This is a genomic window from Pollutimonas sp. M17 (assembly GCF_025836975.1).
Taxonomy (GTDB): Bacteria; Pseudomonadota; Gammaproteobacteria; order Burkholderiales; family Burkholderiaceae_B.
In genome coordinates this window covers 64,680-87,680 of record NZ_CP107548.1, presented here as the reverse complement: position 1 = coordinate 87,680, position 23,001 = coordinate 64,680, and the positions used below count along the sequence as shown (strand labels likewise).

Annotated in this window: 17 protein-coding genes; 12 read left to right on the top strand and 5 right to left on the bottom strand. The window is 64.5% G+C overall.

The features are described from left to right. Nucleotides 1-8 precede the first annotated feature (8 nt). Nucleotides 9-773 carry a sulfite exporter TauE/SafE family protein gene (locus OEG81_RS00370; RefSeq protein WP_264130705.1) on the bottom strand — a complete coding sequence of 255 codons (765 nt, stop codon included), beginning with the start codon at nt 771-773 and terminating at the stop codon, nt 9-11. 26 nt (nt 774-799) lie between these two features. Continuing rightward, entirely contained in the window at nt 800-1,876 is a 1,077-nt protein-coding gene (locus tag OEG81_RS00365) for an MBL fold metallo-hydrolase (protein WP_264130704.1), read from the bottom strand. 86 nt (nt 1,877-1,962) lie between these two features. On the opposite strand from OEG81_RS00365, the gene OEG81_RS00360 reads away from it, so the two are divergent. The 6 genes from OEG81_RS00360 to OEG81_RS00335 all read left to right on the top strand — a co-directional run bounded on the left by OEG81_RS00360 (nt 1,963) and on the right by OEG81_RS00335 (nt 10,585). Beyond that, nucleotides 1,963-2,349: a MerR family transcriptional regulator gene (locus tag OEG81_RS00360; protein WP_264130703.1), complete on the top strand. Its 387-nt coding sequence runs from the start codon at nt 1,963-1,965 to the stop codon at nt 2,347-2,349. Nucleotides 2,350-2,520: 171 nt separating this feature from the next. Beyond that, nucleotides 2,521-3,699: an isovaleryl-CoA dehydrogenase gene (locus OEG81_RS00355; protein ID WP_264130702.1), complete on the top strand. Its 1,179-nt coding sequence runs from the start codon at nt 2,521-2,523 to the stop codon at nt 3,697-3,699. Nucleotides 3,700-3,757: 58 nt separating this feature from the next. Then, nucleotides 3,758-5,617 (top strand): bifunctional isocitrate dehydrogenase kinase/phosphatase, encoded by a 1,860-nt coding sequence (gene aceK, locus OEG81_RS00350; RefSeq protein ID WP_264130701.1) that lies wholly within the window; start codon nt 3,758-3,760, stop codon nt 5,615-5,617. Nucleotides 5,618-5,633: 16 nt separating this feature from the next. Continuing rightward, nucleotides 5,634-6,815, top strand: coding sequence for an acetyl-CoA C-acyltransferase (locus tag OEG81_RS00345; protein ID WP_264130700.1), 1,182 nt, complete (start codon nt 5,634-5,636; stop codon nt 6,813-6,815). Nucleotides 6,816-6,946: 131 nt separating this feature from the next. Beyond that, a complete protein-coding gene (locus OEG81_RS00340) occupies nt 6,947-8,554 on the top strand; it encodes a carboxyl transferase domain-containing protein (RefSeq protein WP_264130699.1) in 1,608 nt (535 codons plus the stop codon). 15 nt (nt 8,555-8,569) lie between these two features. Further along, nucleotides 8,570-10,585: an acetyl/propionyl/methylcrotonyl-CoA carboxylase subunit alpha gene (locus tag OEG81_RS00335; RefSeq protein WP_264130698.1), complete on the top strand. Its 2,016-nt coding sequence runs from the start codon at nt 8,570-8,572 to the stop codon at nt 10,583-10,585. A 663-nt stretch (nt 10,586-11,248) separates the two neighbouring features. Here the strand turns inward: OEG81_RS00335 and OEG81_RS00330 are convergent. Then, the gene (locus OEG81_RS00330; RefSeq protein ID WP_264130697.1) at nt 11,249-12,415 is read right to left on the bottom strand and encodes a DSD1 family PLP-dependent enzyme; all 1,167 of its coding nucleotides are present in this window, start codon (nt 12,413-12,415) and stop codon (nt 11,249-11,251) included. Between the two features lie 186 nt (nt 12,416-12,601). Here OEG81_RS00330 and OEG81_RS00325 point away from each other — a divergent pair, with 186 nt between their 5' ends. Both OEG81_RS00325 and gluQRS read left to right on the top strand, forming a co-directional pair. Continuing rightward, the gene (locus OEG81_RS00325; protein ID WP_264130696.1) at nt 12,602-13,063 is read left to right on the top strand and encodes a DUF494 family protein; all 462 of its coding nucleotides are present in this window, start codon (nt 12,602-12,604) and stop codon (nt 13,061-13,063) included. Between the two features lie 20 nt (nt 13,064-13,083). Beyond that, nucleotides 13,084-13,953 (top strand): tRNA glutamyl-Q(34) synthetase GluQRS, encoded by an 870-nt coding sequence (gene gluQRS, locus OEG81_RS00320; protein ID WP_412034153.1) that lies wholly within the window; start codon nt 13,084-13,086, stop codon nt 13,951-13,953. A gap of 17 nt (nt 13,954-13,970) precedes the next feature. Here the strand turns inward: gluQRS and OEG81_RS00315 are convergent, their stop codons facing one another. Further along, nucleotides 13,971-16,595: a GDYXXLXY domain-containing protein gene (locus OEG81_RS00315; RefSeq protein WP_264130694.1), complete on the bottom strand. Its 2,625-nt coding sequence runs from the start codon at nt 16,593-16,595 to the stop codon at nt 13,971-13,973. A 62-nt stretch (nt 16,596-16,657) separates the two neighbouring features. Here OEG81_RS00315 and OEG81_RS00310 point away from each other — a divergent pair, with 62 nt between their 5' ends. Then, a complete protein-coding gene (locus tag OEG81_RS00310; protein WP_264130693.1) occupies nt 16,658-19,354 on the top strand; it encodes a DNA topoisomerase III in 2,697 nt (898 codons plus the stop codon). Nucleotides 19,355-19,456: 102 nt separating this feature from the next. Here OEG81_RS00310 and OEG81_RS00305 read toward each other — a convergent pair whose 3' ends face one another. Further along, a complete protein-coding gene (locus tag OEG81_RS00305; RefSeq protein WP_412034091.1) occupies nt 19,457-20,524 on the bottom strand; it encodes a LacI family DNA-binding transcriptional regulator in 1,068 nt (355 codons plus the stop codon). A 181-nt stretch (nt 20,525-20,705) separates the two neighbouring features. Here OEG81_RS00305 and OEG81_RS00300 point away from each other — a divergent pair, with 181 nt between their 5' ends. Genes OEG81_RS00300 through OEG81_RS00290 form a run of 3 tightly spaced genes read left to right on the top strand, consistent with a single transcriptional unit; the run spans nt 20,706 to nt 22,976 of the window. Further along, complete coding sequence (locus tag OEG81_RS00300; RefSeq protein ID WP_264130692.1) at nt 20,706-21,200, top strand: gluconokinase; 495 nt, start codon at nt 20,706-20,708, stop codon at nt 21,198-21,200. Then, nucleotides 21,187-21,690 (top strand): TRAP transporter small permease, encoded by a 504-nt coding sequence (locus tag OEG81_RS00295; protein ID WP_264130691.1) that lies wholly within the window; start codon nt 21,187-21,189, stop codon nt 21,688-21,690. Before OEG81_RS00300 ends, OEG81_RS00295 begins: the two co-directional genes overlap by 14 nt. Nucleotides 21,691-21,695: 5 nt before the next feature. Then, entirely contained in the window at nt 21,696-22,976 is a 1,281-nt protein-coding gene (locus OEG81_RS00290) for a TRAP transporter large permease (protein WP_264130690.1), read from the top strand. Nucleotides 22,977-23,001 lie beyond the last annotated feature (25 nt).

Sequence of the window (23,001 nt, the reverse complement as noted above, 5' to 3'; positions counted from 1 at the left end):
CCCGGGTTCTACAGGAAGAACGCGGCCAGGCCGGTAAACAGCAGCAGGTACAGGGACGCCACGCGCACGTAGTTCTGCTGGCGTCCCACGGACCATCGATGCAGCCACGTGCCCAGCATGCTGGCGATGATGGACACCGGCATCAGGACGGCCAGGTAGACCGCATGTTCGACGCGCAGCGATCCGCCGATGGCCAGCGGCGTCAGGGTGGCCACCTGTGCAAAACTGAAGTACACCAGGCTGACCGAGCGCAACACGCTGGACGACATTCCGGGAATGGAAAGCAGATAAAGGATGATGGGCGGCCCGCCTATGCCTGCGATGGCCGTCATGAAGCCGCTGACGGCGCCTGTCAGCGTATCCTGCAGCACGCCGCGTCGGCCCTTGTAATACCAGCCCGCCAGCATCAATACGGCTACCAGCGTTACCACGACCCCCACCGTCTTGCGCATGATGACCGGATCCACCATGTGCAGCATGGCCAGTCCCACGGGCAGGCCCAGCAAGGAGGGCAGGAACAGCCGCATGACCAGCTTCCAGTCGACGATGCGCAGCGCGTCGGGCAGCATCTGGATGGTCGTCAGCAGATTCAGCAACAGGATGACCACCAGCACATGGGTGGGCGGCATCAACAAGCTGAAAACGGGGGCCATCAGCAAACCGGCTCCGAAGCCGGTAAAGCCGCGCATCAGGCCGCCCACGAAAGTAGCCGCCGCCAGCACCGCGAATACCGGCAAGGTGGGCAGGGCCTGCATCGCCCAATCAGGAATCATGAATACTCCGAACAGGGGGCTTGATACTAGGCGGCTGCCTGCTGAAATCGAATGACGCCGTCTGCGCCGGTGGACCGGCTCAGCTTTCCCTGGAAATACAGGGCATGCAAATGCGCCAGCGCCTCGCCCATCGCGAAGGTAAGCTGATGCAAGTCCAGCTTGCGCCTGAACATCACCGGGACGATGTCCGTGACGCTTTGCGGCTGGATACAGGCATCAAGGACTTCCTGCAGGCGTTCGGCATGATGGGCATGCTGCTGCGCGATGCGTTCATGCAGCCCGCGAAAAGGCCGGCCATGGGATGGAAGCACCAGGGTGCCTTCGGGCAGGTTGTCGTAGGCGCGCAATGAATTCAAATACAGCGGCAAGGGATTGGCGTCGGGCTCGTAGTCGAACACGCTGATGTTGGTCGATATGCGCGGCAGCACCATGTCGCCCGATATCAATGCTTGCAGCGTCTCGCAATATAAGGAGGCATGCTCCGGGGCATGTCCATAACCCACGATAACGCGCCACTCGCGCCCGCCTATCGTGAACCTGTCGCCGTCCATGATGCGATGAAAACGGGCCGGAACATCGGGCACCAGGCTGGGGTAGTAGCTGCTGCGCTGGCGGATTTTATCTTGCGCTTCCGGGTCGGCCAGGCCATGGCGGGTAAAATGCTCGACCGCCGACTGGCCATTGGGGCCGCCCGCGTTCAAACCGTTCACGGCGGGCCTGGACCACAGCCGCGCCGTCATGAAGTCGGTGGCGGTCATCCACAAGGGCGCATTCCAGCGCTCGCACAGCCAGTGCGCCAGGCCCACGTGGTCGGGATGCATATGGGTCACGATCACCCGCAGCACGGGCAGTCCCTCCAGCGCGTTCTCGAACACCTGCTCCCACAAGGCCTTGACCTCGTCGCGCGCCACGCCGCAGTCCACGATGGTCCATCCCTGGCGGCCGTCGATTTCATCGCGCAGCAGCCACAGGTTGATGTGATCCAGGGCGAAGGGCAGCGGCATGCGTATCCAGCGCAAGCCGTCGGCCACCACGCGGGTCTGGCCGGGCCCCGGTTGCTGGTCGCCCCAGGGATAGTCCAGTTTCTTTTCATTCGGGTTCATCGTGTCTCCGTGTTTAACGCGATAGGCCTTTGCCACATAATATGGCATCATAGTTTACGTTAACGTAAACTGCTAATTCACTCGTCATGACCGACACCACCTGGACCATTTCCGAGCTTGCGCAGGAGTTTTCCATCACTCCTCGAACGATACGCTTTTATGAAGACCAGGGCATCGTCAGTCCCAGCCGCGACGGTCGCAACCGGGTTTACCAGGCGCGCGACCGCACCCGCCTCAAGCTTGCCCTTCGAGGCAAAAGACTGGGCCTGCAATTAAGCGAGATCCTCAGCCTCATCGACATGTACGACGGCCCCGGAGACACGGCGGCGCAGTTGCGCCACTACATGTCGGTATTGGCCAAGCATCGCGGCGTGCTGGAGCAGCAGCGCCGCGATCTGGAGGAAACGCTGAAGGAAATCGACGTTCAGCAGAAAGAGTGCGAAGCCTTGCTGGCGCGGCGAACTTCAAGATGAGGCCTTCATGCATCGGCGCTTTCATGACCTTGACGAGCCCGACTCCCGTTGATTCGGGAAAACCCTTGTAGTTGACGTTTACGTAAACGTAATATAAATACACTTTCCCGTCCCTGCAAAGTCGGCCGCCTGCTCCAGAGGCCGCTTTCAGGACCGACACTGGAGACAACGATGAATCTTCCCGGCCTGAATTTCGATCTGGGCTCCGACCTGGACATGCTGCGCGACGCCGTTCACGATTTTGCCCAGGCCGAGATCGCGCCGCGAGCCGCCGAAATCGACGGCAGCGACCAGTTTCCCATGGACTTGTGGCGCAAGTTCGGCGACCTGGGCCTGCTGGGCATGACGGTGGACGAAACCTACGGCGGCGCCAACATGGGCTATCTGGCACATATGATCGCCATGGAAGAGATCTCACGCGCCAGCGCCTCGGTGGCCCTGTCCTACGGCGCCCACTCCAACCTGTGCGTCAATCAGCTGCATCGCAACGGCACGGAAGCGCAAAAGCGCAAGTACCTGCCCAAGCTGGTCAGCGGAGAGCACGTCGGCGCGCTGGCCATGAGCGAACCGGGCGCCGGGTCCGATGTGGTCAGCATGAAGCTGCGAGCCGAGAAGAAAGGCGACCGCTATGTGCTGAACGGCACCAAGATGTGGATCACCAACGGCCCCGATGCCGATACGCTGGTGGTCTACGCCAAGACCGATCCGGCCGCCAGGCAACGCGGCATCACGGCCTTCATCGTCGAGAAGGGCTACAAGGGTTTCTCGGTGGCGCAGAAGCTGGACAAGCTGGGCATGCGCGGCAGCCATACCGGCGAACTGGTGTTCCAGGATTGCGAAATACCCGAAGAGAACATCCTGGGCGAACTCAATGGCGGGGTCAAGGTGCTGATGAGCGGCCTGGATTACGAACGCGCGGTCCTGGCCGGCGGCCCGCTGGGCATCATGCAGGCCGTCATGGACGTGGTGGTGCCCTACATCCACGACCGCAAGCAATTCGGCCAGGCCATCGGCGAATTCCAGCTGATACAAGGCAAGGTCGCCGACCTGTACACCACCCTGCAGGCCAGCCGCGCCTTCTGCTACGCGGTGGGCAAGAATCTGGACAGGCTCGGTTCGGGCCATGTGCGCGAAGTGCGCAAGGACTGCGCCGCCGTCATTCTGTATTGCGCGGAGAAAGCCACCTGGATGGCCGGCGAAGGCATACAGATACTGGGCGGCAACGGCTATATCAACGAGTACCCCACTGGCCGCCTGTGGCGCGACGCCAAGCTGTATGAAATCGGCGCCGGCACCAGCGAGATCCGGCGCATGCTGATCGGGCGTGAATTGTTCAACGAAACCGCCTGAGCGCCGCGCCTGTGTTGCCGCCCAGCCGCCCCTGAACGCATAAGCCAAGAGCCCTGCCATGATCTTCGCGGGAGACCATCAGCGCATCGAGCCCATGCAGCCAGCCGGCCTGCCGCCGCAGGCTGTCGCGCAGGCCATGCTGGACGGCTTCAATCGCCATTACGCCCTGTTCCGCTACGGCGCCCAGCGCGCCAAGTCGCTGTTCGAATCGGGGAACTGGCGCGGCATCCAGCAGCTTTCCCAGGAACGCATCGAGTACTACGATACGCGCGTGAACGAATGCACGGCGCTGCTGGCCAATGCGCTGAAAGGCAGCGACGCCAGCCCGGAGGGGGCGTCGGCCCTGCAAGGCCTGACGCCGGCGCAGCTTTCTTTCTGGCAGGCCGTGAAGTCGGAATACGTGCTGCTGCTTTCAGGGCATCGCCAGCCCGAATGCGCCGAAACCTTCTTCAATTCGGTTTCCTGCCGCATACTGCACCGTGATTACTTCAACAACGATTTCCTGTTCGTGCGGCCCGCCATCGCCACCGAATACCTGGACAGCCGGCTGCCCTCGTACCGCGTGTACTACCCCAACACCGAAGGCCTGGAGAACTCACTGGTCCGCATGGTCGCCGATTTCGGCCTGGCCGCGCCCTTCGCCGACCTGCCGGCCGACGCCCGCAAGTTGGCGCGCATGGCCCTGCGGCAGTTGTGCCGCCTGCTGCCCCGCGGCATGGGCGGCCGCATCGCGCCCGACTGCCAGGTCCATGTCCTGAACTCCCTGTTCTTCCGCAACAAGGGCGCGTACATCGTTGGCCGCCTGATCAACCAGGGCACGACGCATCCCTTTGCCATCGCCCTTTTGCACACGCCTTCCAGCCACATCCGCCTGGACGCCCTGCTGCATGCCCCCGACGACCTGAGCACGCTGTTCAGCTTCACGCGCGCCTATTTCCTGGTCGACATGGAAACCCCGGCGGCCTATGTGCATTTCCTGAATACGCTGCTCCCGCGCAAGCCCAAAGCCGAGCTCTATACGGCCATAGGCCTGCAAAAACAGGGCAAGACGCTTTTCTATCGCGACTTCCTGCACCACCTTGCGCATTCGCGCGATGCCTTCGACATCGCCCCCGGCATCAAAGGGCTGGTCATGACGGTCTTCACCCTGCCATCCTATCCCTACGTCTTCAAGCTGATACGCGACCGCATCGCCAAGGACGGCATGGATCACGCCACCGTGCGGCGCAAGTATCAACTGGTGAAGAAGCACGACCGCGCCGGGCGCATGGCCGACACCTGGGAGTACTCGCAGGTCGCGCTGCCGCGCGCGCGGTTCTCGGACAGGCTGCTGGCTGAACTGCGCGAACAGATTCCCAGCCTCCTGGAGGAAACCGGCGAACTCATCGTCCTGCGCCATGTATACATCGAACGGCGCATGACGCCGCTGAACCTGTTTCTGGCGCGCGCCTCGGACGCCGTGCTGGAGCGGGCCGTCAAGCGCTACGGCGACGCCATACGCGAGCTGGCCGCCGCCAATATATTTCCCGGCGACATGCTGTTCAAGAATTTCGGCGTGACCCGCCTGGGCCGGGTCGTATTCTATGACTACGATGAAATCCAGCGCATGACGGAGATGCGCTTTCGCCGCATTCCACCCGCGCCCTATCCAGAGGCCGAGCTCTCGGGGGAGCCCTGGTATCCCGTCGGCGCGAACGACGTCTTCCCCGAGGAGTTCAGTACGTTCCTGCTGGGCGACCCGCGCGTGCGGGACGCCTTCATGCGGCACCATGCCGACCTGCTGGACGTACACTGGTGGCAGGCCTGCCGCGAGCGCGCGGCCCAGGGCCGGATCGAAGACATCTTCCCCTATGAGGACGATCGCCGCCTTCATGTTTCAGCCGCCCGGCATTCAGCGGGCGCCACTTATTCAATGTAGCTATCAGGAGCACATCATGTCTGACCCTATCGTTCTCGTTTCCGTCGCCCGCACGCCCATGGGCGGCATGATGGGCAGCCTGTCCGGCCTGTCCGCGCATGAGCTGGGATCCATCGTCATCAAGGCCGCCATCGAGCGCGCCGGCATCGACGGCAAGGCCGTCGACGAAGTCATCATGGGCAATGTCCTTCAAGCCGGCCAGGGCCAGGCTCCGGCACGCCAGGCGGCGCTGGGCGCTGGCCTGCCGCTGGGCGTGGGCTGCACCACCATCCACAAAGTCTGCGGCTCCGGCCTGAAGGCCGCCATGTTCGGCCATGACATCATCGCGGCCGGCAGCGCCGACGTGGTCGTGGCGGGCGGCCAGGAAAGCATGAGCAATGCCCCCTACCTGCTGCTGCGCGGCCGCCAGGGCTATCGCTACGGCCATTCCACAGTCTACGACCACATGGCCCTGGACGGCCTGGAAGACGCCTACCAGCGCGGCACGGCCATGGGCGTCTTCGCCGAGGATTGCGCGGCCAAATACACCTTTACGCGCGAACAACAGGACGCTTTCTCGCTGGAATCCCTGCGTCGCGCACGCGCCGCCACGGAAGACGGCAGCTTCAAATGGGAAATCACCCCCGTTACCGTGGCCGGCCGCAAGGGCGACACCGTGATCGATACCGACGAAGCGCCAACCAAGGCCATGCCCGAGAAGATTCCAACCCTCAAGCCCGCGTTCAAGAAAGACGGCACCGTTACCGCCGCCAACTCATCGTCCATTTCGGACGGCGCCGCCGCCATGGTGCTGATGCGCGAATCGACGGCGAAAAAGCTGGGCGCAACGCCCTTGGCCCGCATTGTCGGGCACACCCAGCATTCGCAAGAGCCCGGCTGGTTCACGACCGCGCCGGTCGGAGCGATCCAGAAGCTCTTTGCCAAGACCGGCTGGTCGGCCGACGACGTGGATCTGTACGAGATCAACGAAGCCTTCGCGGTGGTCACGATGGCCGCCATGGTCGAGCTGAAGCTGCCCCATGAAAAGGTCAATATCCATGGCGGCGCCACCGCCCTGGGCCACCCCATCGGCGCATCGGGCGCGCGTCTGCTGACCACCCTGGTCGGCGCGCTGCGCAAGACCGGCGGCAAGCGCGGCATCGCATCCCTGTGCATAGGCGGCGGCGAAGCCGTTGCCCTGGCCATCGAAATGGCCTGAAGCCGCCGGCAGGGGCTTCCGTACACCTCTTCGCGCCGCATGCGCCCGCTTGCCGCTCGAACGTATCCAGAGGCCCCCAGGCGCCGCGCCTTCGCCGGCCGGCGTCCTTCTTTGTTCATCTAGGAATTGCAATGCCCGTCATCGTATCCCGTATCAATCCCCGCTCGCAGGCATTCATCGACAATGCCCGCGCCATGCAGGAACAAGTGGACGACCTGCGCGACAAGCTGTTGTCGACCGCGCAAGGCGGCAGCGAGTCCGCGCGCGCCAAACACCTGGCGCGCGGCAAGCTGCTGCCGCGCGATCGTGTCGAGCGCTTGCTGGATCCCGGCACACCCTTCCTGGAGCTTTCTCCGCTAGCGGCGCATGACGTATACGACAACGCCGCGCCGGGCGCGGGCATCATCACGGGCATAGGGCGCGTGGCCGGCACCGAATGCATGATCGTCTGCAACGACGCCACGGTGAAGGGCGGCACCTATTACCCCTTGACGGTCAAGAAGCATTTGCGGGCGCAGGAGATCGCGCAGCAGAACCGGCTGCCCTGCATCTACCTGGTCGATTCCGGCGGCGCCAACCTGCCCAACCAGGACGAGGTCTTTCCCGATCGCGACCACTTCGGGCGCATCTTCTACAACCAGGCCACCATGTCGGCCCAGGGCATCGCCCAGATCGCCGTGGTCATGGGTTCGTGCACGGCGGGCGGCGCCTATGTACCCGCCATGAGCGACGAGTCCATCATCGTCAAGAACCAGGGCACGATATTCCTGGGGGGCCCGCCGCTAGTCAAGGCGGCCACCGGCGAAGAAGTCACGGCGGAAGACCTGGGCGGCGGCGACGTGCATACGCGGCTGTCGGGCGTGGCCGACCACCTGGCCAACAACGACCTGCACGCGCTGCAGCTGGCACGCAACGCCATCGGCCGGCTCAATCACCACAAGCCCGTCCAGCTGCAGCGCAAGGCCTACGCCGAACCGCTGTACGATCCGCAGGAACTGAACGGCATCATCCCGAACGACACGCGCAAGCCCTACGACGTCCGCGAGGTCATCGCCCGCATCGTCGACGGTTCGGAGTTCGACGAGTTCAAGGCGCGCTTCGGCACCACCCTGGTGACGGGGTTCGCCCACCTGCACGGCATGCCGGTGGGCATCGTCGCCAACAACGGCATCCTGTTTTCCGAGGCGGCGCAAAAAGGCACCCACTTCATCGAGCTGTGCTGCCAGCGCAAGATTCCGCTGGTTTTCCTGCAGAACATCACCGGCTTCATGGTCGGCCGCAAGTACGAGAACGAGGGCATCGCCCGCCATGGCGCCAAGATGGTCACGGCGGTCTCGACCGCGTCGGTGCCCAAGTTCACCGTCCTCATAGGCGGCTCGTTCGGCGCCGGCAATTACGGCATGTGCGGCCGCGCGTTCAGCCCGCGCCTGCTGTTCCTGTGGCCCAATGCACGCATCTCGGTCATGGGCGGCGAGCAGGCGGCCAGCGTGCTGGCCACGGTGCGCCGCGACGGCATCGAGGCCAAGGGGGGCAATTGGAGCGCCGGCGAGGAAGAGGCCTTCAAGGCCCCCATACGCGAACAATACGAGAAAGAAGGACACCCCTATTACGCCACCGCAAGGCTGTGGGACGACGGCATCATCATGCCGGCCGATACCCGGCGCGTGCTGGCCCTGGGCCTGTCGGCCGCGCTCAATGCGCCTATCGAAGACACGCGTTTCGGCGTGTTCCGCATGTAATCCCAAGGAGTCGACGTGTTCACCACTTTACTGATTGCCAACCGCGGGGAAATCGCCTGCCGCGTGGCCGCGACGGCGCATCGCATGGGCTTGCGCACCGTGGCCGTCTATTCGGATGCCGACGCCAATGCGCGCCACGTCGCGGCCTGCGATACGGCCGTCCATATCGGCGGGTCCGAACCGCGCGCCAGCTACCTGCGCGGCGATGCCATCCTGGAAGCCGCCCGGCGCACGGGCGCGCAGGCCATACACCCGGGCTACGGCTTCCTGTCCGAGAACGAGGCCTTCGCCCAGGCCTGCGCCGACGCCGGCATCGTGTTCGTGGGACCGCCCAACAGCGCGATTGCCGCCATGGGCAGCAAGTCGGCCGCCAAGACACTGATGGAAAAAGCCGGCGTGCCGCTGGTTCCGGGCTATCACGGCGACAATCAGGATCCCGGCTTTCTTCAGCAGCAAGCCGACGCCATGGGCTACCCGGTGCTCATCAAGGCCAGTGCGGGCGGGGGCGGCAAGGGCATGCGCATCGTCGAAAACAGCGCGGCATTCGCCGAGGCGCTGGCATCGTGCAAGCGCGAGGCGGCCAGCAGCTTCGGCGACGACAAGGTGCTGATCGAACGCTACCTGCAAAAGCCGCGCCATATCGAGATCCAGGTCTTTGCCGACACGCATGGCAACTGCGTCTATCTTTTCGAGCGCGATTGCTCGGTGCAGCGCCGCCATCAGAAAGTCATCGAAGAGGCGCCCGCCCCCGGCATGACCGAGGAACGCCGCCGCGCCATGGGCGAGGCCGCCGTGGCGGCGGCGCGCGCCGTCAACTACGTGGGCGCCGGCACGGTGGAGTTCATTGCCGAGCCCGACGGCCGTTTCTATTTCATGGAGATGAACACCCGCCTGCAGGTGGAACATCCGGTCACTGAAATGATTACCGGGCACGACCTGGTGGAATGGCAGTTGCGCATCGCGGCGGGGGAACCGCTGCCGCTGCGCCAGGAAGACCTGGCCATCACCGGCCACGCCATCGAGGCTCGCATCTATGCCGAGAACCCCGAAAAGGGCTTCCTGCCGTCGATCGGCACCTTGGACACGCTGGTCTTCCCCCCGCATGCGGCCTTCCAGAACGGCGACATACGGGTCGACGGCGGAGTAGGGGCCGGCGATACGATCACTCCGTTCTACGACCCCATGATCGCCAAGCTCATCGTCCGGGGCGCCGACCGCGAGCAGGCCCGCGCGCGCATGGTGCAGGCGCTGGGCGAAATCCGGAGCGTGGGGGTGCAAACCAATATCGCCTTCCTGCGCCGCCTGATGCTGGACCCGGCCTTCGCCCAGGCGGACCTGGACACGGGCCTGATCGAGCGGCAGCACGATAGCCTGTTCCCGCCCGCGGACGAAGCTCCCGACAGCGTGATGGCTCTGGCGATCGCCGCCCTGCTGGCCAGCCGCGGCCTGGTCCATTCGTCATCACGCCAGAACAAGGCCCATGTCGATCCCTGGGCACAAGCCGATGGATGGCGGGTGACAGGACGCTACCGGCAGGTCTTCGGCCTGCTGGATCAGGATGCGCTGCGAGAGGTCCAGATCGAACGCGATGGCCCCGACTGGAGGTATTCCGGCCAGGCGGCGAGCTCGTTCGAATGGGATGCAAGCGCCGCCGCGCCCGGACGCTACGATGTCCGCATCCGGCTGGACGGCGCGGACGCATCGGGTACGGTGGTGGTGAGCCGGGAAATGGTTCACGTCTTTTGCGACGGCGGCGTATATAAGCTGCAGATCCACGATGCGGTCGCGCATGCGGAGGACGACGCGGGCGGCCATGATGGCGGCCTGACGGCGCCGATGCCCGGCAAGATCATTTCGATATCGGTGAAGGCGGGCGACACGGTGAGGGGTGGGGATACGCTGCTGGTGATGGAGGCCATGAAGATGGAGCACACGATCACGGCGCCGTCCGACGGTACGGTCGAGGAGGTGTTCTTCCAGGTCGGCGATCAGGTGACGGACGGGGCGGAGCTGATTTCCATCGGCGAGTAACGGCGGGTGCCTGGGCTGTGTGGGCCTAGCCGCGGTCAGATGGAGCTTACAGTCCCCTGCTGGTGAGCAAGTTATCATCGCCTGCCGGCCAGCGCTACGGCATCGCTACGAGGCGACCACATCGATGAGGCAATTCGTCACTGGGGCCATTCGCCACTGCCGAATCGCAGTTAGCGGCAAGCTGTTCACTTGACCATCTCTCATCAACACGGCGATGCAATGACGATAGCAAGGTCCTCCGAATCGCTTCAAACAGATCGTGCAGATACCCTCAGGCGGGACATCGCCAAACAGACCACCTCGACCAGAAACCCTTCAAGCGACCGGGGTCAACATCCATCATCAGCCTCTGATGCAAAGGCGTGCTGGCGCAGGCCGGGGCTGGCGAATTCGGGAGCGTCGCGTTTCTGGCCGCTGGCGGGGAGGCAAGGCCGTGACTGCTCGAGCAACACGGGTGTTGACAGCCCGGGGGGCTGTCAACGTTGCGAGTTTCACGGCCGCCCCGCCAGCGGCCAGAAACGCGAGTAGTCCCGGAACGGGACCGCGGACGGTGAGCCCGCCCCGGCCTGCGCCAGCACGCCTGCCTCAAGAACCAGATAAAGAACCCGGCTCACATGCCAAGCCAGCGCATAAAAAAGAAAATAGATAAAAAGCCGAGTACGTTTACCGGCTAAGCCCCCGAGCGCTGATCGCCCATATCGCCTCGACCCGATCCCCGCGCACCGCCACCACGCTGTCGTGCAAATTGAACGTAGGATCGCAATGCCCGGGGATCAGGCGGATCTTGTCGCCCAGCACAGGCAGATTCTTCGCATCATCCGCCTGCAGGATACTGTGCTCGTCATGCACCGCCACACAGCGCAGCCCCGGCCAACCCACCGGCTGCGGCGCGCCGCTTTCCGCGCTGGTCGACTTCAGCCCGAAGTCCATGATCGCGCGATCCGCAGTCGGAGTGCTCATCACCGTGCCCAATAGAAACAGACTGTGCCGAAAAGCCAGCGCCTCGCCCCAGTCTATGCTTCCATAGTCCGTGTCCATGAACGCATACGTGCCCGACTGGATTTCCGTATAGACCTGGCTGGCCACATCGAACACCGCCGTGCCCGTGCCGCCGCCCGTGACAACCGGGCAGGCGATTCCGGCGCGCTCCAGCGCATCCAGGTACCGGCGGATAAGGCGCGCCGCCTTGTCGCAGGACTTCCGGCGCTGATCCAGCGATCGCTTGTGCTGCAAGCCGCCGTGGTAAGCCTGGATGCCCGTGAAGCCGACACCGGGCAGGGACTGGGCCAGCCCGGCTAGCGCCACGGCCTCGTCGGGCGTCTGGACCCCGCAGCGCTTCTGCCCCACATCCACGTCGACCAGGACGCCCACCGAGGCGCCATGCGCCGCCATGGCGGCCGAAAGCGCCTTCAGGGCCACCGGGTGGTCAACGCAGACCGTGATATGCGCCTTCCTGGCCAATTGCGCCAGCAAGCGCAGCTTGGGCTCTCCCACAATCTCGTTGCTGATGTGGATGTCGCGCAATCCCGCCTGCACGAAAGGCACCGCCTCGGCGACTTTCTGGCAGCAGATGCCCGCTGCCCCCAGCGCCACCTGGCGCAGCGCGATTTCCGGACAGCGGTGCGCCTTCGCATGGGGCCGCAGCGCAACGCCGTGCCGCTCGGCCAGCACCTGCATCGTGCGCAGATTGTCTTCGAACGCATCCAGATCCAGCACCAGGCTGGGCGTGTCGATGTCCTGCGACAAACCGCCCGCGACCGCCGCCGGGGCAATGCAAAACGCCTCTGGGACCAGACCCGCTTCGCGCTCCCGCAACCTCAGCTCTTCCATGCTCACCCCTCATGTCCCGGATGGAACCATGTCTGTGCGTCCGGCCAAGCCCCTGCCCGCAAGCGTATGTTTGCAGCAACATGCTGCGGTTGCCGCTGGGAAAAAATCAGCGTACAGTCGTTTATAACTTTCGGTTAACCTTCTTATTTACTGACTTTCACACACGGCAACCGGAATCGCATCCATATGTTCGATATTTTGGTTTATTTATTCGAAACCTACTATACACCGCAAGCGTGCCCCGAAGCGGATGTGCTTGCGCACAAACTGGCCGCCGTAGGCTTCGAGCACGAAGACATCAACGATGCCCTGGGCTGGCTGCATGGCCTGGCGGAAACCACCGAACAATGCGGCCAGCTTGCGCAAAACCCTCAAGGCGACAGCCGGCGCGTCTTCACCGACCACGAGTACCAGACACTGGGCACGCAGGCCATAGGCTTCATCACCTTCTTGGAAAACTCCGGCGTGCTGCCCACCGTGCTGCGCGAAATCCTCATCGAGCGCGCGGAAGCCACCAACGAATCGCCCATTTCGCTGGCCAAGATCAAGATCATCGCCCTCATGGTCCTCTGGAGCCAGGAAGCCGAGGTCGACCATCTGGTATTCGAAGAACTCCTGGCCGACGATCACACCCGCCTGTCGCATTAAACCAGGCTCCCGGTTGCATGATGCCGCATTCCCAAGGTAGCGAAAGCCGTTATCGCGGGCGTTTTGCCCCCAGCCCCAGCGGCCCCTTGCATAACGGCTCGCTGCTGGCGGCCATGGCCAGTTTCCTGGATGCGCGCGTCCATCACGGCGAGTGGCTGCTGCGCATCGAAGATATCGATACGCCCAGGGTGGTCCCGGGCGCCGACAGATTCATCATGCAGCAATTGACCGCCCTGGGCATGCAATGGGACGGTCCGCCTGTGTGGCAGTCCCAGCGCCTTGGGCTGTACCAGAACGCGTTCGACGCCCTGGCCGCCCAGGACCGGGTCTATGGATGCGCCTGCACGCGCCAGGAGCTGCCGCCGGAGGGCGCCTATCCCGGCACCTGTCGGCACGGCCTGCCTCCCGGCCGGTCCGCGCGCGCCTGGCGTCTCAGGGTGCCGCCGGGCATAGAGCGCTTCCAGGATCGATGGCATGGGCCCCAGGAACAGGATGTGGCCGCCGAAACAGGCGACTTCATCGTCAAGCGCGCCGACGGCCTGTGGGCCTACCAACTGGTGGTCGTCGTGGACGACGGGGAACAGGGCATTACGCATATCGTGCGGGGCGCGGATCTGCTTGATTCGACCGCCAGGCAGAGGGTGCTGGCGCGGCAATTGGGCATTTCCTATCCGCAGGTCATGCACGTGCCCTTGCTGCGGGACGAGACGGGCCGCAAGCTGTCCAAGCAGAATCATGCGGCCGCCATGGATCTGTCCCAACCCATGAATACATTGAACCGCGCCTGGGAGGCGCTGGGCTTCGAGGCCGTCGACGCCGCCGATCCGCCTTCTTTCTGGCAAACGGCGCAACGCCAGTGGGCCGCCCGCTACGGCTTGCAAGCCCACTGACCACGCTGATCATTCTGTCAATGAGGCAGGGGTGCGAGCTGCTCGTCGAGCAGGCGCAGCAGCCGGGCCCTTCCGTGCCGGTCGACGCGGAATTCGCCGAATCGGGCCGGCGCATAGCGCCCGGCCTGCCCTTCGGGGAAGAACCAGGCATTGGCCCCTATCTGCGCGACCCCATGGCGCAAGCGGAATTCCAGAATAGCCGAAGCGGCATCGCCCGCCCCCTCGGGCACTGTCTTGCCGCCCTCCCTGGCGTCCGGATCGGCCAACACGGCCGCCAGGCGGTGCACGCCCCGCCGATCCGGCTCCAGCAGCAGATAGCCGCCGCGCCGGGCCTCGACCCGCTCGGCCACCGGGGCCGGTGCAAGGCCCAGCGCCTGGGGCAACTGGTCGGCAACGTCGAAGCGCAGGGCCATATAGTCGCCCTGCATCAGCGAGCGCGGGTCCACCGGCGCCAGGGCCAGCACCACCGGCTGGCCCTGGGCCAGTATCCGCTCGCTGCGGTAGATTTCCGCATTGGCCAGCCCCAAGGCGGCGATCAGGCCCGCAAGCAGTCCCAATGCGCGCATGCGCGGCGAAACACCTTCTGAAAGGCCATGGGGCGGGACGGGCCGGCGTTCCATCGCGGCCGAGCCCGCTGTTCCCGCCGGCTCGGCCGGATCAGGCATGGCGGCGACGGATGAAACCTGGGGGCACGGCTCCGACCCGATGTGGCGGCGGGCGCCACGGCCCAGGACATGCCAGGACAGCAGCAGCCAGGTTCCCGTCAAGCCCAGCACCAGGGATTTATGCAGCAGGGTGGAGTCCAGTTGATAGTAAAAACGGCCCAGGTAGGCCAGCAAGGCCAGCACGCCGAAGACCACCAAGGTCCGCTGTGCCAGCGCATAAGCCAGGATCAGCCAAAGCAGCGCCATGGAGACGCCGGGCGCGCCCATCCAGCCCAGGCTGGCCACCGCCAGCGCGGCCGGCGCGCCACGACGCAGGCCGGCGGGCAGGCGATTCGCGCGCCACAGCAAGGCGCCCAGCGCAACAACGGGCAAGGCCGCGCATGCCAGCCAAAGAATCAGCAGGCCCGGCGCCTGCAGCCAGGCATCCGGCATGGCCTGCAGGGCGGGCGCCGGGGCCAGCCATGCAATCAGCTGGGTCAGGCAAATCAACGCCCAGGCCAAAGGCAGCCAAAAAGCGGGGTCGCGCCGCCGGCTTCCCACGGCCAATGCCAGAATGGCCGCCACCGCCAGCCACCACAAGCGCAGGTAGGCGGGAAAGTACGTCCAGACCCGGCCGCTGCCTGTAACATCCCACAGGTCGTAACGGCTGGTTTCGGGCCAGGTCAGCCATGAAGCCAGCGCCAGCGCAATGAAGGCGGTCAGGAAACGCAAGGCGGCGTTGCCGGACCAGCGATACAGCAGCACCCCCAAGGCAAGCAAGAGCCACGCGCGGGCAAAGGGAGAGAAGTCCTCCAGGGCAAACAGGCCGATACCGGTCATGATCAAACCCGCAGCCGTCAGTGCCAGGCCCAGTTCGTCGATATACCGCTGCGCAACGGTTTGCCGGAGCAATAGCCCGCCGGCACAGGACAGCACCCCCGGGATCCACAGCCGTTCCACATCCAGGTCCAGCACCACGACGAGAAAGGCGACCATCAGCAAGGCCGTCACGCCCATGGCGGCCAGGCGGAACAGGACGATGAACCAGGGTTCTTCCGCCGCCGGCGCGGCATCCGTCCGATCCGCGCCGCGCTGGGACAACAAGCCGCGCAGGCGGCGCATGAACAGCACGGTCAGCCCCAGCAGCACGGCAATGATCGCCAGGAGGGCGAATTCGGAATCGACCCAGGACAGCAGCAGAATCGCCGCCAGCAGCATCGCGACCGCCGCCGCCAGGCTGACCATGGCCAGATCCGGGAGCCGGGCGGCGTATACCTTGTACAGGAAGGCGCAGGCGGCAAGACCCGGCACGACAAGCAACGCTGGACCCGCGCCCGTATCCAGGCTGGCCAGGGCGGCAACCACCAGCCAGGCCGCGGCGGCGGACGCCAGCGCGCGCGGCCCGATGCGCCAGCCGTCGTCCAGAAGAAGGATATGGCGCTCCCAGATCCACACCAAGACGCCGTTGGCCAGCGTCAGCAAGACACCGGTTTCCAGCCAGGCCGATGAAGAAGCGAACCACGCCCACCCGCCCCGGGCATCCATGTACAAGGCCAGGCCCACATTGAGCAGCGACGCGCACAGCAGGCCCAGAAACACCGTGCGCAGCACAAGCAGCCAGGGAAGCAGCAACGCCAGCCACCCGATAAACAGCGTCCAGGCATCCGCTCCCGTCTGATATATTTGGCCGATCAGCGCCAGCAGCGCCCCGAGCATCAGGGCCGCCAGTCCCGCAAGCTGGGCAGAAACCGAGAAATTGCGGTTTCCGCCGGGTCCGGGCCTATCGCCCAGCAGCCAGCTTGCCGCCACCAGCGCAACAAGGGCCAACTGGCCGCCGGCCAGCTTCTGGAGAATGCTGGCATACTCCCAGTTTGCCGCTACCCAGCAGACAAGTGCGCTGGCAAGCAGCAGACAGGCCAGCGCGAGGGCCGATTTACGCAGGAAACCGGCCCAATCGCCACCCGGCATGGGGCTGCTTTTATGACCCTCGACTTGCATAGTGCGATTCCCACCTCGTATTATCCGCGCTATCGCTGCTGAAACGCAGTAATTGGAAACTCATGAATAAAACGCTCATTATTGCCGAGAAACCCTCGGTAGCTCTGGATATTTCCCGCGCCCTGGGAGGCTTTACCCGGGAGGGCGACTACTTCGAAAGCGAACAGTATGTGCTTGCCTCCAGCATAGGGCATCTGCTCAGCCTGGTCGCCCCCAATGATCCCGTGCGCGGAAAATGGAGTTTCGCCCATCTGCCGGTCATCCCCCCGCAGTTCGAGCTGGGTCCCACCGACAAGCGCTCGACCGAAAGGCTCAAGCTGCTGGTCAAGCTGCTCAAGCGCAAGGATGTCGATGCCATCATCAACGCCTGCGACGCGGGCCGCGAGGGCGAACTCATCTTCCGGTACATCGTGCAATTCTCGGGCGTGAAGAAGCCGGTCAAGCGCTTGTGGCTGCGATCCATGACGCAGGCCGCCATACGCGAGGCCTTCGGCAACCTGCGCGAAGACGACACCATGAAGCCCCTGGAAGCCGCCGCGCGGTCGCGCGCCGAGGCCGACTGGCTGGTGGGCATCAACGGCACACGCGCCATGACGGCCTTCAACAGCAAGGACGGCGGGTTCTTCAAGACACCGGTGGGCCGGGTTCAGACCCCCACCCTGGCCATCGTGGCCGAACGCGAGGAGCGCATACGCAAGTTCGTTTCGCGCGATTACTGGGAAGTGCATGCCACCTTCGTCGCCGCGGCGGGTTTCTATAGCGGCCGCTGGTTCGACCCCAAGTTCGTCCGCGACGAGCGCGACCCGGAACAGCGCGACTCCCGGCTGTGGTCCCTGCCGGCCGCGCAAACCATCGTCACGGCCTGTCGCGACCAGCCCGGGCGGGTCACCGAAGAATCCAAGCCGTCCACCCAGATGTCGCCGGCGCTCTTCGACCTGACCTCGCTGCAGCGCGAGGCCAACTCGCGCTTCGGCTTCTCGGCCAAGACCACACTGGCGCTGGCGCAAACGCTGTACGAACGCCACAAGGCGCTGACCTACCCGCGTACCGATTCGCGCTACCTGCCCGAAGACTACCTGCATACCGTCCAGCAGACCATGGAAGCCCTATCCGAAGGCGGCTCCGGCGCGGCCGCCGGCCTGCGTCCTTTCGCCGACACGATATGCAAGCAGAAGTGGGTCAAGCCCAACCGGCGCATCTTCGACAACAAGAAGGTGTCGGATCACTTCGCCATCATTCCCACCTTGCAGATCCCGCGCGAGCTCAGCGAAGCGGAAGGCAAGATCTACGATCTGGTGGCCAAGCGCTTCCTGTCGGTTTTCTTCCCCGCCGCCGAGTTCCGTCTGACGACCCGCATTACCGAGGTTTCGGGGCACCATTTCAAGACCGAGGGCAAGGTGCTGGTGGCGCCGGGCTGGCTGGCCATCTACGGGCGCGAAGCGCAAGGCGACGACACCAACCTGGTCGCCGTATCCGACGGTGAAACGGTCAAGACCGACGAGGTCGAAGCCAAGGGCCTGGCCACCAAGCCTCCCGCGCACTTCACCGAGGCTACCCTGCTCTCGGCCATGGAGGGCGCCGGCAAGCTGGTCGACGACGAGGCGCTGCGCGAAGCCATGTCCGAGCGCGGCCTGGGCACGCCGGCCACGCGCGCGGCCATCATCGAAGGCCTGCTCAATGAAGGCTATCTGCGGCGTGAAGGGCGCGACCTGATCCCCAGCGCCAAGGCGCGCCAGCTCATGACCCTGTTGTCGGGGCTGGGCGTCAACGAACTGACATCGCCGGAACTGACCGGCGAGTGGGAGCACCGCCTGAAGCAGATCGAGCAGCGCCAGCTGGATCGCGACGCCTTCATGCGCGAAATCGCGCAGATGACCCAGGTCATCGTCAAGCGGGCCAAGGAATACGAGCGCGATACCGTGCCCGGCGATTACGCCACCTTGAGCACGCCCTGCCCCAAATGCGGCGGGGTGGTAAAGGAAAACTACCGTCGCTACGCCTGCACCAGCTGCGATTTCTCCATAGGCAAGCATCCCGGCGGACGCACTTTCGAGATCCCGGAAGTGGAAGAGCTGCTGACCAGGCGCGAGCTGGGGCCGCTGCCCGGCTTCATCAGCAAGATGGGCCGGCCTTTTGCTGCGCTGCTGCGCATCACCGATGAATACAAGCTGGAGTTCGACTTCGGCCAGAAAGACGACGAAGACACCGAGCCCGTGGACTTCTCGGGGCACACTCCCGTGGGAACATGCCCCAAGTGCGGCGGCAAGGTGTTCGAGTACGGCATGAACTATGTCTGCGAGAAATCCGTTGGCCCGGACAAGACCTGCGACTTCCGCACGGGCAAAATGATTCTCCAGCAGGAGATTTCGGCCGAGCAGGTTGGCAAGCTGCTGAGCGTAGGCAAGACCGACCTGCTGGACGGCTTCGTATCCAGCCGCACCAACCGCAAGTTCAAGGCCTACCTGGTCAAGCAGGAAAACGGCAAGATCGGCTTCGAGTTCGAGCCCCGGCCCGAGAAGCCCGGACGCAAGACGGCGGCCAAGACGGCCAGCAAGACCGCGGCGAAGACGGCCGGCAAAACGGCGGCCAAGTCCACGGCAAAGAAAGCCACGAAAACCGCCGCCAAGAAAACCGCCGCCAAAACGGCGACCAAAGCGGCAGGCAAGACCGCCGCCAAGAAGGCCGCCGGCAAGACGGCTGCAAAGAAGGCGGCCAAAGCGCCTGCGGCCACGGCGGGGGACGACGATCCGCCGTTTTGAAACCGTTAGTCGGAGCATCCGATCCGGCCCGGCGAGCCATGGCTTGCCGGGCCTTTTTCATTGACGGGCCATGCCCGAGGGCGGATGCGCCCATGCCGCCACTCAGCTGCTTGCGCGCACCATCAGCTCGAAGCCCAGGTCCACCGCCGTTTCGGGAACGGGCTCTTTGCGCATCAGGCGCAACAGCATCTGGGCCGCCGTCAGGCCGATTTCGCGCCGGGGCGTGCGCAGGCTGGTCAGCGAGGGAAGCATCTGCTCGTTGCCCGGCAGATCGTTGAAACCCACCACGCTCAAGCGGTCCGGCACCGGAATGCCCATGCGCAAGGCTTCCAGCAAGCCGCCGTGGGCGAGATCGTCGTTGCAAAAGAATAGGCCGTCGATGTCGGGATGCCGCGTCAACAGCTGCCTGAAGGTTTCGGCCCCCAGCGCCACGGACGAGGGCTCGGCCCGAAGAATTTCAAGGGCCGGGTCGTAGCAGCGCGCCTCTTGCAAAGCGGCGCGAAAGCCCTCGGCACGCTCCATGGTGCGCGGGTCCAGCTGGGCGCCGACGAAGGCGATTTTCTTGCGGCCGCGCTCGAGCAGGTGCCCGACCACCCGCCTTGCGGCTTGATCCTGCGAAAAGCCCACGCAATGCAGCGATGGATCCGCGCTGAGCTCCATGACGTGGACGCAGGGTGTCCGGCTGTCCCTGACCAGCCTGCGCTGGCTTTCATCGCGGTCCAGACCGGTCAGGATGATGCCGGCGGGACGATGCGAGAGGTAGCTTTCCAGCAGGGCGGCCTCGCGCTCGGGCTGGTAGCGCGTGATGCCCACGAAGACCTGGTAGCCCGCCTCCCACATGGATTCCTGTATGGCTTCCAGCAGATCGGTGAAGAGGGTATTGGACAGCATGGGTATCAGCACCACCACATGGGTGCTCTTGGCGGACGCCAGGGCGCGCGCCGACGGATCCGGCCGATAACCCAGCTTATCCACCGCCGCCCGCACCCGCGCCGCCATGTCCGAATCCACATTGGTCTTTCCGCTGACCACGCGCGATGCGGTAATGGGGCTGACGCCCGCCACGGCCGCCACATCCGACAAGGTGACGCGGCCTGTGGCGCGGCTATGGGCCCGCGCCTTTTTCGCCGGCGGCGCCATGCCTTTGGCATACGGGGAAGATTGGGTCATTAGCGTAATCCCTAGCTTGTGCAGCGCGGTTAGATAGCGCTATCTTGCGCCTGGGCCGAATCTGTCTGAAACACTCATTTTACGGAAGTCTCCTTTTTTTTCAATGCCAAAGATAGCGCTATCTCAACCACTTGAAGCATCTGGCGGGCCGGACGCAAATCGCCGGCTTGCGGCCGTCGTCATGGGTGTCTCGGGCAGCGGCAAATCGACGGTGGCGCAGGCGCTGGCGCAAACGCTGGGATGGTGTTTCGTCGAGGGCGATGCCTTTCACAGCGCGGACAACCACGCCAAGATGCAGGCCGGCATTCCCCTGACCGACGGCGACCGGGCATCGTGGCTGGACGCGCTGGGCGGGCAGTTGACCCTGCATGCCCGGCAAGGCGTGCTGCTCAGTTGTTCCGCCCTGAAGCTCAGCTATCGCGATCAGCTGCGTCGCCGCGTACCGGGCTTGCGCTTCATCTGGCTGGACGTGGGCCGCGACCTGGCTCAGGCCCGCGTGGCGGGGCGCGGCGCAGCCCATTTCTTTCCCGCCACGCTCATCGACAGCCAGTTCCAGGCCCTGGAACCGCCGCTTGGCGAACCCGGCCTGCTGCGCGTCGCCGGCGATGCCGCGCTTGCCGACATCCTAGAAACAGCCACTCGCTGGCTGCATGCGAGGAATCATGAATCCATCTGAAGATATCCCCACCCCGAAGCGGCCCAAACCGCTGCTGCACAAGGCCGCCGAAGTCTTTCTGGCGGTCACCCTGACCATCATGGTCATTGCCGTATTCAGCAACGTGGTGCTGCGCTACGCCTTCGATACCGGCTTCGTGCTGTATGAAGAGCTGTCCCGCCTGCTTTTCGTGTGGCTGGTCTGCGTGGGAACCGCCCTGGCCGCCTACGAAGGCAAGCACTTGAATTTCACGCTGCTGATCGACCGCGTCGGCCCGCGCATCCGTACCGTCTTGTATTACCTGGCGCATCTCATCGGCGCCATCGTTCTCGGCATGGTCATCAAGGGGTCATGGGACCAGGTATGGGCCGGCATGCAAAGCTTCAGCCCCGTCATGGGCTATCCGCTGGCGCTGGCCGCGGCGGCGACGCTGTTCATGGCCTGCGTCATGGAACTGCTGCTGGTCAAGGAAATCCTTATCGATCGCCCGCTGTCGCGGAAAGGGTGCTGAGCGCCATGGAATCCACCCTTTTGTTTCTTGGCGTCCTGTTCGCCGGCATGGCCATCGGCATGTCCATCGCCTTGTCGCTGGTGCTCTCCGCCGTCGCGCTGATGTGGCAGCTGGATTTCTTCAATACCCAGCTGCTGGCGCAGAATCTGCAAGCCGGCTTCGACAACTTCCCCCTGCTGGCCGTGCCTTTCTTCATCCTGGCCGGCGAATTGATGAATTCCGGCGGGCTCAGCCAGCGCATCATCGACATGGCCCGCGCCTTTGTGGGGCATATACCGGGCGGGCTGGGCTACGTGGCGGTGTTCGCCTCGGTGCTGCTGGCCTCGATGAGCGGCTCGGCAATCGCCGACACGGCGGCCCTATCCACCATCCTGCTGCCCATGATGCGCCAGAACAACTATCCGGAATCCTACAGCGCCGGCCTGTTGAGCTCGGGCGGCATCATCGCCCCCATCATCCCGCCATCGCTTCCCTTCATCATCTACGGCGTCACCACCAATACCTCCATCAGCCAGCTGTTCATCAGCGGCGTATTCCCCGGCATCCTGATGGGCGGAGCGCTGCTGCTGGCCTGGCGCTCCATCACGCGCAAGCACAAATTGCCCTCCATGGAAAAGACGGACTGGCACCAACGCCGGAAGGCGCTGGCCAACGGCACCTGGGCCATCGTCATGCCCATCATCATCCTGGGCGGCATCCGGCTGGGTATCTTCACCCCGACGGAAGCGGCCGTGGTGGCCGCTGTCTATGCCTTCTTCGTCGCCAAGTTCATATACCGGGCCATGAGCTGGGCGGACTGCTACCGCGTACTGGTCTCGACCAGCAGCACCACCGCCATCGTCATGTTCCTGTGCGGAGCCGCCACCGTGGCCGCCTACATGATCACGCTGGCCGACCTGCCCAACCAGCTGGCCGACCTGTTTGCCCCCATCATGGACAAGCCCATGCTGTTCATGGCGCTGATGGTGATTTTCCTGCTGTTCGTGGGAACGGCCATGGACCTCACGCCCACCATCCTGATCTTCGCTCCGGTATGCCTGCCGCTGGCCATGAAAGCGCATATCGACCCCATCTATTTCGGCTTCATGTTCGTCTATGTGGGCTGCCTGGGGCTGATCACGCCGCCGGTGGGCACCGTGCTGAATGTGGTGGCCGGCGTGGGCCGCATCAGGATGGAGTCCGTCATCAGGGGCGTCACGCCCTTCCTGGCGGTCTACCTGGGCCTGCTCATCCTGTTCGTCATTTTCCCGCAGCTGATCATCGCGCCGGCACGCTGGCTCCATTAACCGCAACAACACGGCAAGGCGGCCG